Here is a 14,873-nt window from a genome sequence, read left to right on the forward strand (position 1 = left end):
GGCGCTGTCCTTACTTTTTTCCATTGCGTGCAGTGTTTGCTGTGTTCGCCAGGTTTGCTGTGTTTGTTTGGTAGTGCCGCAAGGATTCCTGGATTCCCTCGATGGCCGGTTCGTTTTGGAGAGACGTGGTGTCTCCCAGGGGAGTGCCTTCGAAAAGCTGGGTCAGCAGCCTGCGCATGATCTTGCCGCTGCGCGTCTTGGGTACGTCGTGAACGAAGACGACGTCCCGCGGCTTGGCGATCGGGCCAATCGCCTTCGCAACATGGTGGCGGAGCTCGGCGGCAAGATCCGGAGCCACCCCCGCACCGCCGTTGCTGCGCACAACCACGAAGGCCACGACAGCATGACCGGTGGTCGGATCGGCAGCGGGGCATACTCCGGCCTCCACCACCTCAGGGTGCGAGACCAGAGCGGACTCGATCTCGATCGTGGAGAGCAGGTGGCCCGAGACGTTGAGGGTGTCATCGATGCGGCCCAGGATCCAGATGTCGCCGTCGTCGTCGTACTTGGCGCCGTCGCCGGCCAGGAACCAGCCCTGCTCCGCGTATTGCCGCCAATACGAATCGAGGTAGCGGGACGGATTTCCCCAAACCGTGCGGGCGATGGACGGCCCGAAGGCGTCCACCACAATGAATCCGGGAACGCCCGGCGGGACCGTGACCCCTGCCTCGTCAACAACCCGTGCGCTGACGCCCGGCAGGGGCCGTGTGGCACAGCCTGGCTTGAACTCGGAGTCCGTAGGCGCGGGGGACAAGATGGTGGCGCCGGTTTCGGATTGCCACCAGGTGTCCACCATCGCTGCGGTGCCGCGGCCCACATTGTTGCGCAGCCAGCGCCACGCCTCAGGGTTCACTGCCTCGCCCACGGTGCCCAGGAGCCTGATGGATGAGAAATCGTAGCTGGCCGGAACGCCGTCCGGGAACCAGCCCATCAGCGAGCGGACCAGCGTAGGCGCGGTGTAGTACTGCGTCACCCCGTACCGCTCGATGATTTCGAAGTGCCGGCCGGGGTGCGGCGTGTTGGGCGTGCCTTCGAAAATCACCTGGGTCACGCCGTTGGAGAGCGGCCCGTAAATTTCGTAGGTATGCGCCGTTACCCAGGCAAGGTCTGCCGTGCACCAGTGCACATCCTGGTCACGGAGTGCCGGATCCGGGTTGCTGAACAGGTGCTCGAAGCTCCACGACGCCTGGGTAAGGTAACCACCGGAGGTATGGACCAGGCCCTTCGGCTTTCCGGTAGTTCCCGAGGTGTACATGATGAACAGCGGATTTTCGGCGTCGAAGGCCTCGGCGAAATGGACGGCGGGGGCGGTATCCACGACGTCGTGCCACCACACGTCCCGGCCCGGAACCATGGAAACGGTACCGAGTTGGTTCGCGGGAGTTGTCCGGTTAACCACCAGGACGTGCTCAATGGCGTTGTCACCTGCGACGGCGGCATCGGCGTTGTCCTTGACCGGTACCGCCGTACCGCGGCGGTACTGGCCGTCCGTGGTGACCAACAGCTTCGCCCCTGTGTCCTCCACACGGAACTTCAATGCCTCGGCGGAAAACCCACCGAACACCAGCGAGTGGACTGCACCAACGCGGGCTATGGCCAGCGTGATGATGACGGTCTCAGGGATCACGGGAAGGTAGACCACCACGCGGTCCCCGCGGGAAATCCCCAGTGCGGTCAAGGCGTTCGCGGCCTTGGAAACCTCGCGCTGCAGCTCCGCGTAGGTGATGGCGCGGCGGTCGCCCGGCTCGCCCTCGAAGTACAGGGCTACTTTGCTGCCGCGGCCGGCCTCCACGTGCCGGTCCACGCAGTTGTAGGCCACGTTCAGCTTTCCGCCGCTGAACCACTCGATATGCGGGATCGAGTACTCGGCGTCCACTTCGGGAATGTCGGGACCGCTCAGCCGCTCCGCCTTCTCGAAGCGGTGGGCGGTGTGCCAAGGCTCGGCCCAGCTGAGACGGCGGGCCGCGTCTTCCCAGAAGACAATCCGCTCTGCTTCGGACCGCGGTGCGCTGTCCTGTCGTGTAGCGTCCGCTGAGGTTACGCCCAACGCTTCACCGCCCATTTCTCGGCCAGACCCAGGAGCGCATCTGTGCATTTTCCGATCAAGGCCAACAGCACGATGGCCAGCAGGAGCCTGTCAGTGCGGCCGTTGTTCTGCGAGTCGGTCAGCAGCCAGCCCAGGCCCATGGACGAAGCGATCAGTTCCGCCGCCACGAGGAACAGCCAGGCCTGTGCCAGCGCCAGCCGCAGTCCCGAGAAAACCGCAGGAACAACCGCGGGCAGTTGCACCGTGGTGAGCAGTCTGATGCCGTTGAGGCCGAACGCGCGGGCCGCTTCCACCAGGTTGCGGTCCACGTGGCGCAGGGCCAGGGACACGGTGGTGAAGACCGGGAAAAACGCGCCGATGATGATCAGGGTGATCTTGGAGTCCTCACCGATTTTCATCCAGAGGATCAGCAGGGGAACCCAGGCGAGTGACGGCACGGCACGCAGGGCGCCGATGGTGGGTGCCAGCAGCATGTCGGCCAGCTTCGACAGTCCCACGACGGCGCCGAAAAACAGGCCCAGGGCCCCTCCGACCAGGAAGCCGATCACAACGCGCTGGGTGGAGATGGCAATATGCGTGCCCAGTTCGCCGCGCTCAAGGAGTTCGGCGCCGGCCTCCAGAACCATTCCCGGGGGAGGTAGTTGAACCACGCTGAACATGCCGGCAGCCGTGGCGGTATGCCAGGCAGCGAGCAGTAGGGCGGGAACAATCAGGCCAAGGGGCAGACGCGCCCAGTTCCTGGATCGGACTCCGGCGGGAGACCATCCGCGTGCCGGAGCGGAAGCCACGGGGGCGTCCGACTGGGCCGCGTCTGCCGTTGTTGCGGAGGCGGCTGCAGCACGCACATCCGCAACACTGTTACCGGTGAGGTAGGGGTCCTGACGGCTCATCAGGAACCCTTGATGGCCGATGGATCAGCCTTCTTCACCAGTGAGTCATTGAGAAGGGAGTCCAGGGCGTCGTCGATCTGCTGCTGGGTCTTGACGTCGCCGGTTTCCACGAAGGTGGGGCCGATTTTTTCCAGCACGGTGCGCTGCGCGTCACCCGGAACCGGGTCCACGTCCAGGTTGCTGCGCTCCAGGATGACGGTCTTGGCAACTGCCAGGTCCAGCCCGGCTACACCCGCGAGAATTTCTGCGGTTTGGTCAGGATTGGCAGCGGCCCATTCACGGGCCTTCTCGTAGGCGTTGACTACGGCTTGGGCCAGGTCCGGCTTCTCCTGCAGGAACGATTCAGTGGCGTTGAGGAAACCGTAGCTGTTGAAGTCCACGTTGCGGTAGAGCAACCTGGCACCCGCTTTCTCTGCGCCGGCCATAATTGGGTCAAGCCCGGACCACGCCTGCACGGAACCGTTCTCCAGCGCGGTGCGGCCGTCCGCATGCTGGAGGTTTTGAACGGTCACGTCGCCGGGCTGCAAACCGGCTTCTTCGAGTGCCTGGAGCAGGAAGAAGTAGGGGTCTGTGCCTTTGGTGGCCGCGATGGACTTTCCCTTGAGGTCCGCGACTGACGTGATGAACGAATCCGCAGGTACCACCAGGGCGGACCATTCAGGCTGGGAGTAGATGTCAATGGTCTGGATGGGGGATCCGTTGGCGCGGGCCAGCAGAGCAGCTGATCCTGCAGTGGAACCGACATCCACCGCCCCGGAACGGAGGGCTTCGTTGGCCTTGTTGGAGCCAGCGGACTGGATCCAATTGACGGTAACGCCCTGGTCCTTGAGGCTTTCTTCAAGCCAGCCCTGATCCTTGATGATCAGGCTCAACGGGTTGTAGGTGGCGAAGTCGATATTCAACGTGCCGCCCGACGCGCTGCCTGCTGCCGCCGCGTTGGACGGGCTTTCGCCGGCCACGCAACCGGTCAGCAACAGGGCGGCGGAGGCGGCCGCTGCGGCAGCACCAAAAAGGGAACGGCGGGAGAAGGGGCGTGCGTGCGGCATGGTCATCCTTAGCTGGTAGAGCAGGTTATTGATGTGAAGAAAAGAAACGCGGAGTGCGCATACAGTGAATGCCGTCGTCGGATGTTTCCACTAGCCGACGGCGGGTGGCCGGCGTCCCGCCCGTCCGATGGCGCCGGGAAACCGGTGCGTCACGGAGCGTGGAAAGTCAGTGCCCGTCCACTCCCAGGCTCGCCAGGAGCGACCCGCGCATGGCGGCAAGTTCCGCTGACGCCCGGTCCCGCGGCCGGGTGCCTGGCACCTTCACCGTACGGATAATGGTGGCGCCTGCGGTGGAGCCCTCCCTGCCCAGGACGATGATCCGGTCCGCCAGTTGCAGGGCTTCGTCCACGTCGTGCGTAACCAGGAGGACGGTGGTGGGCTCGGCACGGTGCACGTCCAGCAGCAGGTCCTGCATTTTGATCCGGGTCAGCGCATCAAGGGCGCCGAACGGTTCATCGAGCAACAGGACACCGGGGTTGCGTGCCAATGCCCTGGCAAGGGAGGCACGCTGGGCCATGCCGCCGGACACCTCGCGGGGGCGGTGCTTGGCAAAGCTGTCCAATCCCACTAACTCGAGGAGCCGGTCCACCTTGGCCTTCCCCTCCTTGGCGCTGCAGCCTTTGGGAAGGCCGATTGCTACGTTGGCCTGGAGGGTGTGCCACGGCAACAAACGCGGTTCCTGGAAGGCGAAGGCGCAGCGGGGGTCAATGCCCTGGACGGGCGTATCTTCAATCACGACGGCGCCCGCGCTGGGCGCATCAAGTCCGGCGGCGGCACGCAGCAGCGTGGACTTACCGCAGCCTGACGGGCCCAGGATGGCCAGCACTTCACCGGCAGCGACGTCGAAACTGACGTCCCGCAGCACAGTGTGGGCAGCTGGTCCTGTTCCGAAGGTACGGCGAAGGCCGCGGAAGGAAACAGGCAGGGCAGGGGCATGACCGGTGCCGTTGGCGGCACGCGGAGACGACAGTACAGCAGTCATGGGATCACTCCATCGGTCCTGGCAGTAGCACCCTACGGAGTTCAGCCTTAGCCGGAGTGGTCAGTTCCGGGTGCCCAGGGCTTGGTCCTTGTTATCACTGAACGCCTTGGGGGCATCCGGTGACCAGGGTTGCTGCGGCTTCATCGATCCAGGTCTCTTGGCCGCTCGGGATGGTCGTTAACCACTACAGCCGATACCCATCACTTGATCCAAAATAAGCGCCAGTCACACGTAATGTTCGTTAATCTGCCGTTGTAGGAACGCAAAGCGTTCATTTATTCGACGTAGAGCGCTAATCGCTGGTCAGAGTACGCTTGATTTATGGCTTATCTAAACGATCCGGTGGTTATTGAGACGCTCATGCGCACGAAGGGCCGTTGGGCCATTGTTGGCCTAAGCACCAATCCGTGGCGCTCAGCGTATGACGTCTCACTGCTCCTCCGTGACCGGCTGGGGATGGAAATCATCCCTGTGAACCTTCCCGGCGATAGCGTCCACGGCGAACAGGGGTACAAAACACTGGCGGACATTCCCGCTGAAAAACAACCGATCGACGTCGTGGACTGCTTTGTGAATTCCGCAAAAGTGGGCGCCGTGGTTGACCAGGCGATCGCCGTCGGCGCAAAAGCGGTGTGGCTGCAGCTCGGCGTTATTGACGAAGCCGCTGCGGAGCGCGCCAAAGCCGCTGGACTCGACGTCGTGATGAATACTTGCCCGGCGCACCACGCATGGAAGTTAGGACTCTAAGCGGGCTGAGCCGCCGGGGATCAGCGCTTAAGCATCTGCGGATAGTGGCGCTCGGTGACATCCGGGTGGGCACGCATGCGGCCCTTCAGCATGTTCATTCCAAACGAAGCCAGCATGGGGTTCTCCGGATCGTCGGAGATGCCCCGGGCTTCACGCCTCAACTCCTCCGGAAGCGGCACGGGATCGATCACCGCGTCCAGCCTCGGTGACCAGAAGAACGGCACCGAGTAGCGGTCCACGCCCGGCGGAGGCGCCTGCACACGGTGAACGGTGGCCGCCAGGTAGCCCTCCGTGGCAACTTCCAGCATCTCGCCCAGGTTCACCACCAGAGCACCCTCGATTGGCTCCACGGGAATCCACTCGGTGGTACCGGGTGGCAGCACCTCCAGCCCGCCCACGTTGTCCTGCAGCAGCAGAGTGACAAAACCGTAGTCCGCGTGGGTGCCCACGCCCTGGTCTCCGGCCGCCTCCACCACACCGCCCACATAGTGCACCAGTTTGCCCATCCAGGCAGGCGTCCCCTCGAAAGCCGGATCAAAATAGTCCGGTTCCAGGTGCAGGGAAACGGCGATCGCGGACAGCAGTCCCGCACCCACCCTGGACATCAGCCCAGCCCATTCCATGGCTGCCTGGCGCAGTTCCGGCAAGGCCTCGTCCGGCCAGAGGTTGGGACCCTGAAGCAGCCAGAACGGCTGGTCCTGAGGGTAATTCCGAACTGGCTCCCGTTCCGGCGAGTAGTCGATCTGTTCACGGGCGTCCGCGCGGCCCTGGGTCACCTCGGTGCCCATCCGTGTGTACCCGCGGAAATGCGGCGACAGCCGGTTATCCAGCTTCATGCGTTCCTCGAGAGGCAAGGCGAAGAACCGTCTAATGACGTCGAAAAGGTGCTCCGTCTGTCCGGCCACAGCTCCGTAGCCCGTCAGTTGGAAGAAACCCACGCGGTGGGTGGCGTCCCGTAGCTGATCGATGAACTCCGGGTTGTACGAACCGTCCGGCTTCTTGGCGGTGCTGAAGTCCAGAACTGGAATAGTCTCCATTCCCGCAGGCTAGCACCGCGCACGCGGGCTTTGTAGGCTCGCTGCATGGATGCCACGCAACTCAGGAAAATATGCCTCTCTTTTCCCGGTACCTTTGAGGATTTTCCCTTCGGGCCCGACATGTCCGTCTTTAAGGTGCGGGCGGCCGTAAGCGGCGGCGCGCGGCAGGAGGCCAAGATCTTTGCGATCTCCGGACTGGAGCCAGCGGCACTTTCTGTCAGCCTCAAATGCGATCCGGCCCTGGCTGTGCAGCTCCGCGCAGCCCACCCGGAAATCGTCGGCGCGTACCACCTGAACAAGGTGCACTGGAATGGCGTCCGGCTGGACGGTGCCCTGCCCGACGACATGGTCCGCGACATGATCGAGGACTCCTACGACCTGGTGGTGGCCTCATTAAGCCGCAAGCAGCAGGAGCAATTGGGTTGGGCGCGGGTTGCGGATGGCACTTGAACAGACGCCCTGACGTCCCGAAATACCGACTCGTGTTGCTGGAATGATTCTTTTTGATTAAAAGTGCCACCAAATATTGATTTCCGAGCACTAGTGGTGAAATATGTCACACAGGACGGACCGGATTGGCCGTCGATGTCCCGGAACTTATCCGTTCAGGGGGTCGCATCAGGAGTCACTGGAGGGTATGAGATGAAGATTGAGAATCGGCCACTCGCACGGCGGGGATTTATCCGTGGGGCACTTGCAGCTGCAGTCCTCGTTCCGATGGGTGGAGCCCTGGCTTCGTGTGCCGCAGGTGGGGGAGGGACTGCCGGCCCGGCAGCTACAGGTACCGTCTCCGACACCAACCCCTTCGGCATGGCGGACAACTCCACGGTTGACGCTGTCATCTTCAAGGGCGGCTATGGAATTGACTACGTTGAGTTTGCCGGCAAGACGTTCGAGAAGGTCCGCGAGGGTTCCACCGCCAAGATTGCCCCCTCCACAGATATCGCCCAGGAACTCCAGCCCCGCTTCGTCGGTGGCAACCCGCCGGACCTCATCGACAACTCCGGTGCAAAGGCCATCGGCTTCAGCACCGTACTCGCCCAGCTCGAAGACCTCACCAGCGTGGTCGAAGCCAAGAACCTTGAGGGAACTGTCATCAAGGACACGCTCTACGGCGGCGTCCTTGCTCCAGGCACCTTCGAGGGCAAACTGGCAGCACTGAACTACGTGCTGACCGTTTACGCCATGTGGTACTCGGATTCGCTGCTCAAGGAAAACGGCTGGTCCGTGCCCAAGACCTGGGACGAGATGTTTGCGCTTGGCGAGGAGGCCAAGGCTAAAGGCAAGTACCTGTTCCTGTGGGGCAAGGAAGCAGCCACGTATTACCAGGAGATGGCGATTGCCTCTGCCGTCAAGGAAGGCGGCGACGAAGTGCGCCTCGGCCTGGAGAACCTCACGGCCGACTGCTGGTCGCACCCCGCCGTCCAGTCTGTTTTCACCGCCCTGGACAAGATCATCAAGGCCGGTTTCTTCAAGCCCGGCGGCTCAGGCACCCAGTTCACCGCTGCCCAGGCACAGTGGAGCAATGCACAGGAAGCCGTGTTCTACCCGTCCGGCTCCTGGATTGAAAATGAAATGAAGGACCAAACCAAGGACGGCTTTAATATGACCGGGGCGCCTGTCCCGTCTGTTACCGCCGATTCTGCGCTTCCCTACGAGGCACTGCACAGCGCGGCAGGTGAGCCTTTCATCGTTCCATCCCAGGGCAAGAATGTAGCCGGCGGCAAAGAGCTGCTGCGCGTCATGCTCTCGAAGGAAGCCGCCACCAACTTCGCCAAGTCCAAGCTGGCCCCGACCATCGTCAAGGACACCGTTCCGGCGGATGGCTTTGGATCCACAGCCCTCGTCTCGCAGACCAAGCTGCTTGATGCAGCCGGTGAGGATATCTACACCTGGAATTTCATCGACCTGTACGGCACCAACAAGGACCAGCTGGTGGTCTGGAACACGTTCCTCGACGGCAAGTCCGACGTGGCGACGCTGACCGCGGGGCTGCAAAACATCACGGACAAGGTTCGTAACGACAGCTCGGTCAAGAAGATCGAAGTGAAGTGACAGCAGTGAAAACCCAGCAGGGCCGGAACGACGACGGCCTGGCCGCCGTCGTCGTTCCGGTTACCGCTCCGACGTTCGTGAAGCGGCGGCGCAAGCCGTTAACGTGGGACAGAGTCAGTTTCTTCGCAGTCTTTCTCGGACTGCCGCTGGCGATCTACCTGTTGTTCGTGATTTGGCCCTTTGTTCAGGCTTTCGGCTATTCGTTGACGGACTGGTCGGGTTTTTCACCCACCCAGAACTTCATCGGCCTGGAGAACTACACGCGGATCTTCACGGACGATATCTTCATGAAGGCCATGGGAAACAACATTCTCCTGGTCATCTTCCTCCCGATCATTACCATCATCCTGAGCCTGGTGCTGGCATCCCTGGTGACCGTGGGCGGAAGCAGCAAAGGCCAAATCAAGGGCCTGCGCAATTCCAGCTTTTACCGTGTTGTGTCCTTCTTCCCGTACACGATTCCGGCCATCGCCATAGGCATTATGTGGGGCCAGATTTATGATCCCTCCGGTGGCTTGCTGAACGGCATGCTCACCGGACTGGGATTTGACCAGTACAAGGACTTTGCCTGGCTGGGCGACAAGAACACCGCCATGGCAGCCACCATGTTCGTGATCGTCTGGGGCTTCGTGGGTTTCTACATGGTTCTGTTCGTTGCCGGCATCAAGGGTATCCCTGCCGAGCTCTTTGAAGCCGCCAGGATCGACGGAGCCGGCCGTTTCCGAACCGCTCTGTCCATCACCATCCCCTTGATCCGTGACAACATCCAGACTGCCTACATTTACATGGGCATCCTGGCGCTGGATGCCTTCGTCTACATGGCAGCCCTGAATTCCGGCGGTGGTCCGGATAACTCCACGCTGGTGATGGCACAGCAGCTGTTCTTCACGGCGTTCAGCAAGGGACAGTTCGGGTTGGCAAGCGCCATGGGCGTTGTCCTTGCAGTTGCCACGCTGGTTTTTTCAGGGCTCGTGTTCCTGGTTAACCGGCTCACCGGCGGCGATAAGGATGTGAGCTTTTAATGACAACACAAACCTCATCTCCTGAGATGAAGTCGCTGCACTTCCAGCCACGGACCCCTGCCACCTCAACCGCTGACAAAGTCGTGGGTGCGGTGTCGCATACCGCTCTGACCATCTGGACGCTCATCGTCATCCTTCCCCTCCTGTGGACAGTTATGTCCTCCTTCAAGACGTCCAGTGAGATCTTCGCTTCGCCGTTCGCCTTGCCGGCTCAGTGGAACCTGGACAACTACTTCAAGGCCTGGAGTGACGCGGGCATCGGAAGCGCGTTCCTCAACTCGGTGCTGGTGGTGGCTACGGCACTGGTGATCGTCATGGTCCTGGGCGCCATGTGTGCCTACGTACTGGCCCGGTATACCTTCCCGGGCAGCACGCTGATTTACTACCTGATGCTCGCCGGGCTCACCTTTCCGATTTTCCTCGCAATGGTGCCGTTGTTCTTCGTCCTGAGGAACATGGGCCTGCTGAACACCTTGCCGGGGCTGATCCTGGTCTACGTCGGCTTTGCGCTGCCGTTCACGGTGTTCTTCCTCTTCGCCTTCTTCAAGTCGTTGCCTCATGAGATCACCGAGGCAGCCGCCCTTGACGGAGCAGGAGAATGGCGGACGTTCTTCCAGGTCATGCTGCCGATGGCCAAGCCCGGGCTCGCCTCGGTGGCCATCTTCAACTTCCTGGGCCTGTGGAACCAGTTCCTGATTCCGGTAGCCATCAACGCTGCAGGTCCGCGCGTGTTGTCACAGGAGCTCGCGGCCTTCGCAGGGCAGATGGGCTACGCCGTGGACTTCGGAGCGCTTTTTGCCGCCGTTACGGTCACGGTAGTCCCGGTGCTGATCGTCTACATCATCTTCCAGCGCCAACTGCAGGGTTCGGTGTCCCAGGGCACCATGAAGTAGAAGTGCAAGACTGGGTAGATGTGGATTGGATGGATCGAATGCGATGTCCTGCTGGGTGATGTTCACAGCCTGAAGGAAAAACGCTCGGTGGTGCGGCCCATCCTGGCCGAAATAAGGCGCCGGTACGACGTTTCCGCCGTCGAGGCGGGACTTCACGACCAGCACCGCCGGACTGTCCTGGGCATTGGCCTGGTGGCAGCAGACCGCAGCCATCTGATCGAGGTGCTTGACGCCGTCGAACGTTTGGTGGCTTCCCGTCCGGAAATAGAATTGCTCAGCGTTCGACGCCGGGACCTCCGCAGCGAGGACCACTAGGCACCCGGGCGCCGACCTTAAAAGAAATCCGCGGTGGTCCCGGACATGCCGGCACCACCGCGGATTTCTGGTCTGTGCGTTAGCCGAAGTACTTCGGCAGCGTTCCCTCGTGGGCTTCGCGCAGCGCGTCCAGGGACAGCGGATCTACACCGTTGATGGCGAGTTCGCCGCTTTCGGCATCGACAACGCCGATCCGGGTGTAAGCGAAGCCGCGGGCGGTGCACATGTCGTTGAAGCGGACCTCCTCCGAGCGCGGGACGCCAACAATGGCACGTCCCTGGGTCTCGGAGAAGAGCGCCGTGAACAGGTCCACGCCATCGCGGTCCATGACATCCTGCAGGGCGATCCGGGCACCCACGCCGTATCGCAGCGAGGATTCCACGAGGGCAGCCGCCAGGCCGCCTTCGGAGAGGTCGTGCGCGGAGTCGATCATGCCGTCGCGTGAGGCATTAATCAGGATCTCGCCCAAGGAACGTTCGACGCCGAGGTCAACCTTGGGGGGCAACCCACCGAGGTGACCGTGCATGTTCGCCCACTCGGAGCCGTCCAGCTCGTTGGCCGTGGTGCCCAGGAGGTAGATCGCCTGGCCATCTTCCCGCCAGCCCGACGGCGTGCGGCGGGCGACGTCGTCAAGCTTGCCCAGCACTGCCACCACGGGGGAGGGGTGGATGGGCGTGGTGCCGGTCTGGTTGTACAGCGAGACGTTGCCGCCGGTGACCGGGATGCCCAGCTCCATGCAGGCGTCGGACAAGCCGCGGATAGCCTCGGCCAGCTGCCACATGACGTCCGGATCCTCGGGGGAACCGAAGTTCAGGCAGTCGCTGACAGCCATGGGTACGGCACCGGAAGTGGCCACGTTGCGGTAAGCCTCAGCCAGGGCAAGCTGCGCGCCGTAGTACGGATCCAGGTAGGTGTAGCGGCCGTTGGCGTCAGTAGCCAGGGCAACGCCCAGGCCGGTTTCCTCGTCAACCCGGACCACGCCGGCGTCATCGGGGAACGCCATGGAGGTGTTGCCGCCAACGTAGCGGTCGTACTGGTCCGTAATCCAGGACTTGCTGCACATGTTCGGCGAAGCCACCAGCTCAGTGACTGCTGCAGCCAGTTCAGCCGGAGCGGCGGGACGGCCGGCATCGTGCACGGAACCGGTGAAGGAATCGGCCTGGACGGAGTCCTGCCATTCCGGACGGGCGTAAGGGCGGTCGTAGACCGGGCCGTCGTGGGCAACGGTGCGCGGGTCGACGTCGACAATGACGTCGCCTTCCCACGTGATGATGAGGCGGCCGGTATCGGTGACCTCACCCAGCCACGAGTATTCCACGGCCCACTTGTCCATCACAGCTTCGAATGCGGCGATGTTCTCCGGGGTGACCACGGCCATCATGCGTTCCTGCGACTCGGACATCAGGATCTCACCGGGGGTCAGCGTGGGATCGCGGAGCAGGACCGAGGTCAGCTCAACTTCCATTCCGCCGTCACCGTTGGACGCGAGCTCCGAGGTGGCGCAGGAGATGCCTGCCGCGCCAAGGTCCTGGATGCCTTCAACCAGCGATCCCTTGAACAGCTCCAGGCAGCACTCGATCAGGACCTTCTCAGCGAACGGATCGCCCACCTGGACGGCGGGGCGCTTGGACGGCTTGGTGTCATCGAAGGACTCAGACGCCAGCACCGAGGCGCCGCCGATTCCATCGCCGCCGGTGCGTGCACCAAACAGGACCACCTTGTTGCCCTTGCCGGAGGCGTTGGCCAGGCGGATGTCCTCGTGGCGCATCACGCCTACAGCCAGGGCGTTCACCAGCGGGTTGCCCTGGTAGACAGAGTCGAACACCATTTCGCCGCCGATGTTGGGCAGGCCCAGGGAGTTCCCGTAACCGCCGATGCCGGCAACCGCTCCGTGCATGACGCGGGCAGTGTCCGGGTGGTCGATCGCGCCGAAGCGCAGCGGATCCATCACGGCAACGGGGCGGGCGCCCATGGAGATGATGTCGCGGACGATTCCGCCGATGCCCGTAGCTGCGCCCTGGTAGGGCTCAACGAACGACGGCGAGTTATGCGATTCGATCTTGAAGGTTACCGCCCAGCCGTCCCCGAGGTTGGTCACGCCGGCGTTTTCGCCGATGCCTACCAGCATGTCCTTCTTCATTTCCTCGGTGACCTTCTCGCCGAACTGGCGAAGGTGGTTCTTGGAGGACTTGTAGGAGCAGTGCTCGCTCCACATCACCGAGTACATGGCAAGTTCGGCCGCGGTGGGGCGGCGGCCCAGGACCTTGACGACCTCGTCGAACTCGTTTTGCTTCAGGCCGAGTTCGGCCCAGGGGAGATCGGTGTCCGGGGTCTTGGCAGCGTTCTCGACGGTGTCAATGTTGAACTTCTTGCCGATGGTTTCAGCTGAGGTGGTCACTTGGCGCCTCCCACAATCTTGGTCAATACGGAGGTGAAAAAGCCCAGGCCATCGACGTCGGAGCCGCCGATTCCATCGAGCGATTCGGGGCCAAAGCCAGGTTCGATGGCGTGTTCGGGGTGGGGCATCAGGCCCACCACGTTGCCGGCGGCGTTGGAGATTCCGGCGATGTCCCGGCGGGAGCCGTTCGGGTTGAAGCCCACGTAGCGGAACACCACGCGGCCTTCAGCCTCGAGGGCATCGAGGGTCTTTTCGTCGGCGAGGTATTGGCCGTCCTGGTTCTTCAGGGGGATGGTGATTTCCTGGCCCTGACCGTAGTCGAGGGTCCAGTCCGTGTTGTTGTTCTCCACCCGCAGGACCTGATCGCGGCACAGGAATTTCAGGTGGTCGTTCTTAATCATGGAACCGGGAAGCAGGTGGGACTCGGTCAGGATCTGGAAGCCGTTGCAAATACCCAGGACGGGCAATTTGGCGTCCGAATTGGCAGCGTCAATGACCTTGCCCATCAAGGGTGCGAACCGGGCAATGGCGCCTGCGCGCAGGTAGTCACCGTAGGAGAAACCGCCGGGGATGATGACAGCGTCAACGTCGCCGAGCTCGGCGTCGGCGTGCCAGAGCTGAACGGCCGTGCCTCCAGCGAGGCGGACAGCGCGGGCAGCGTCGCGGTCGTCAAGTGTGCCGGGGAAGGTGATGACGCCGATCTTGGCACCGGCGAGTGGGCCGCCGTCGAACATGTCAGCGGCAGCCGGAGCCCCGCCGATCAGGGGAAGTTCAGTCATGTCAGGCTCCAACGACCTCGACGTTTACGACGTCTTCGATCACCGGGTTGGACAGGAGGGTCTCGGCGGCATTGCGGGCCTGGGCCAGGATTTCCTCCGTCACCTCGCCGTCGACCGTCAGTTCGAAGCGCTTGCCCTGACGGACAGAGCTAAACGCGGTGAAGCCCAGACGGGGGAGTGCACCCACGATGGCCTTCCCCTGCGGGTCCAGAATCTCGGGCTTGGGCATGACGTCAACAACGATCCGGGGCATCCGGCAACTCCTGTGCGTGAGCATTGGGTAAGGGGCGCAGTGCAGCCCAGCGGAGTAGTGCCGTCTCACGCCGTGGCCTGGCGACCCGGTAGGGATCAACAACAGAAATGAACGGACGCTCCGCGAGCTTGCCAGTCTATTCTACCGGCCCCGCTGGCTTCCCCGGACCTCAACCCTGCAGCAGAGCAACTCCAAGTTCGCTGCGGAAATAAAGCATGCTGCGGCCGTAACGGGTTGAGGTCACGAGCCCAGCGTTCCGAAGAACCCGGAGGTGTTGATTAACGGCAGACGTGGTTACGCCAAAACGCACTCCGAGTTCAGTCGATGACGCCGGGGACGCGAGGCCGGTCAACAGGCTGGTACGGGTTTCGCCCAGTACGGCCGCTCGGTACGGGACGCCGGGCTACGT

The 14,873-nt window shown here is 62.7% G+C and carries 15 protein-coding genes; 6 read left to right on the forward strand and 9 right to left on the reverse strand.

Annotation, left to right across the window (positions count from 1 at the left end; all coding sequences use genetic code 11):
* Positions 1 to 10: 10 nt before the first annotated feature.
* The 4 genes from acs to ACWA13_RS03190 all read right to left on the reverse strand — a co-directional run bounded on the left by acs (position 11) and on the right by ACWA13_RS03190 (position 4,965).
* Positions 11 to 2,062 carry an acetate--CoA ligase gene (gene acs, locus ACWA13_RS03175; RefSeq protein ID WP_463936735.1) on the reverse strand — a complete coding sequence of 684 codons (2,052 nt, stop codon included), beginning with the start codon at positions 2,060 to 2,062 and terminating at the stop codon, positions 11 to 13.
* Positions 2,038 to 2,937: an ABC transporter permease gene (locus ACWA13_RS03180; protein WP_463936736.1), complete on the reverse strand. Its 900-nt coding sequence runs from the start codon at positions 2,935 to 2,937 to the stop codon at positions 2,038 to 2,040. The genes acs and ACWA13_RS03180 overlap by 25 nt, the downstream gene beginning before the upstream one ends.
* A complete protein-coding gene (locus tag ACWA13_RS03185; protein ID WP_463936737.1) occupies positions 2,937 to 3,983 on the reverse strand; it encodes an aliphatic sulfonate ABC transporter substrate-binding protein in 1,047 nt (348 codons plus the stop codon). Before ACWA13_RS03185 ends, ACWA13_RS03180 begins: the two co-directional genes overlap by 1 nt.
* Positions 3,984 to 4,149: 166 nt before the next feature.
* Positions 4,150 to 4,965 carry an ABC transporter ATP-binding protein gene (locus tag ACWA13_RS03190; protein ID WP_463936738.1) on the reverse strand — a complete coding sequence of 272 codons (816 nt, stop codon included), beginning with the start codon at positions 4,963 to 4,965 and terminating at the stop codon, positions 4,150 to 4,152.
* A 321-nt stretch (positions 4,966 to 5,286) separates the two neighbouring features.
* On the opposite strand from ACWA13_RS03190, the gene ACWA13_RS03195 reads away from it, so the two are divergent.
* Complete coding sequence (locus tag ACWA13_RS03195; protein ID WP_463936739.1) at positions 5,287 to 5,712, forward strand: CoA-binding protein; 426 nt, start codon at positions 5,287 to 5,289, stop codon at positions 5,710 to 5,712.
* Between the two features lie 20 nt (positions 5,713 to 5,732).
* Here ACWA13_RS03195 and ACWA13_RS03200 read toward each other — a convergent pair whose 3' ends face one another.
* Positions 5,733 to 6,749, reverse strand: a complete 1,017-nt coding sequence (locus ACWA13_RS03200) for an isopenicillin N synthase family dioxygenase (protein ID WP_463936740.1) — start codon at positions 6,747 to 6,749, stop codon at positions 5,733 to 5,735.
* A gap of 45 nt (positions 6,750 to 6,794) precedes the next feature.
* Between ACWA13_RS03200 and ACWA13_RS03205 the strand changes: the two genes are divergently transcribed.
* From ACWA13_RS03205 to ACWA13_RS03225, 5 genes are all read left to right on the forward strand, one after another.
* On the forward strand, positions 6,795 to 7,199 hold the full coding sequence (locus ACWA13_RS03205) for an MmcQ/YjbR family DNA-binding protein (protein ID WP_463936741.1): 405 nt from the start codon (positions 6,795 to 6,797) through the stop codon (positions 7,197 to 7,199).
* A gap of 192 nt (positions 7,200 to 7,391) precedes the next feature.
* On the forward strand, positions 7,392 to 8,804 hold the full coding sequence (gene ngcE / locus ACWA13_RS03210) for an N-acetylglucosamine/diacetylchitobiose ABC transporter substrate-binding protein (RefSeq protein ID WP_463936742.1): 1,413 nt from the start codon (positions 7,392 to 7,394) through the stop codon (positions 8,802 to 8,804).
* Entirely contained in the window at positions 8,801 to 9,826 is a 1,026-nt protein-coding gene (locus tag ACWA13_RS03215) for a carbohydrate ABC transporter permease (RefSeq protein ID WP_463936743.1), read from the forward strand. The genes ngcE and ACWA13_RS03215 overlap by 4 nt, the downstream gene beginning before the upstream one ends.
* The gene (locus ACWA13_RS03220; RefSeq protein ID WP_463936744.1) at positions 9,826 to 10,719 is read left to right on the forward strand and encodes a carbohydrate ABC transporter permease; all 894 of its coding nucleotides are present in this window, start codon (positions 9,826 to 9,828) and stop codon (positions 10,717 to 10,719) included. The genes ACWA13_RS03215 and ACWA13_RS03220 overlap by 1 nt, the downstream gene beginning before the upstream one ends.
* An 18-nt stretch (positions 10,720 to 10,737) precedes the next feature.
* A complete protein-coding gene (locus tag ACWA13_RS03225; RefSeq protein WP_463936745.1) occupies positions 10,738 to 11,034 on the forward strand; it encodes a DUF503 domain-containing protein in 297 nt (98 codons plus the stop codon).
* 79 nt (positions 11,035 to 11,113) lie between these two features.
* Here the strand turns inward: ACWA13_RS03225 and purL are convergent, their stop codons facing one another.
* The 4 genes from purL to ACWA13_RS03245 form a co-directional block, all read right to left on the reverse strand.
* Positions 11,114 to 13,432 carry a phosphoribosylformylglycinamidine synthase subunit PurL gene (gene purL, locus ACWA13_RS03230; protein ID WP_463936746.1) on the reverse strand — a complete coding sequence of 773 codons (2,319 nt, stop codon included), beginning with the start codon at positions 13,430 to 13,432 and terminating at the stop codon, positions 11,114 to 11,116.
* Positions 13,429 to 14,211, reverse strand: a complete 783-nt coding sequence (gene purQ / locus ACWA13_RS03235; protein ID WP_463936747.1) for a phosphoribosylformylglycinamidine synthase subunit PurQ — start codon at positions 14,209 to 14,211, stop codon at positions 13,429 to 13,431. Before purQ ends, purL begins: the two co-directional genes overlap by 4 nt.
* Position 14,212: 1 nt before the next feature.
* Positions 14,213 to 14,464 carry a phosphoribosylformylglycinamidine synthase subunit PurS gene (gene purS, locus ACWA13_RS03240; protein WP_330188115.1) on the reverse strand — a complete coding sequence of 84 codons (252 nt, stop codon included), beginning with the start codon at positions 14,462 to 14,464 and terminating at the stop codon, positions 14,213 to 14,215.
* A 169-nt stretch (positions 14,465 to 14,633) separates the two neighbouring features.
* Entirely contained in the window at positions 14,634 to 14,840 is a 207-nt protein-coding gene (locus tag ACWA13_RS03245; RefSeq protein WP_463938006.1) for an ArsR/SmtB family transcription factor, read from the reverse strand.
* Positions 14,841 to 14,873 lie beyond the last annotated feature (33 nt).

It is taken from the genome of Pseudarthrobacter sp. TRD_SC_9 (assembly GCF_055361265.1).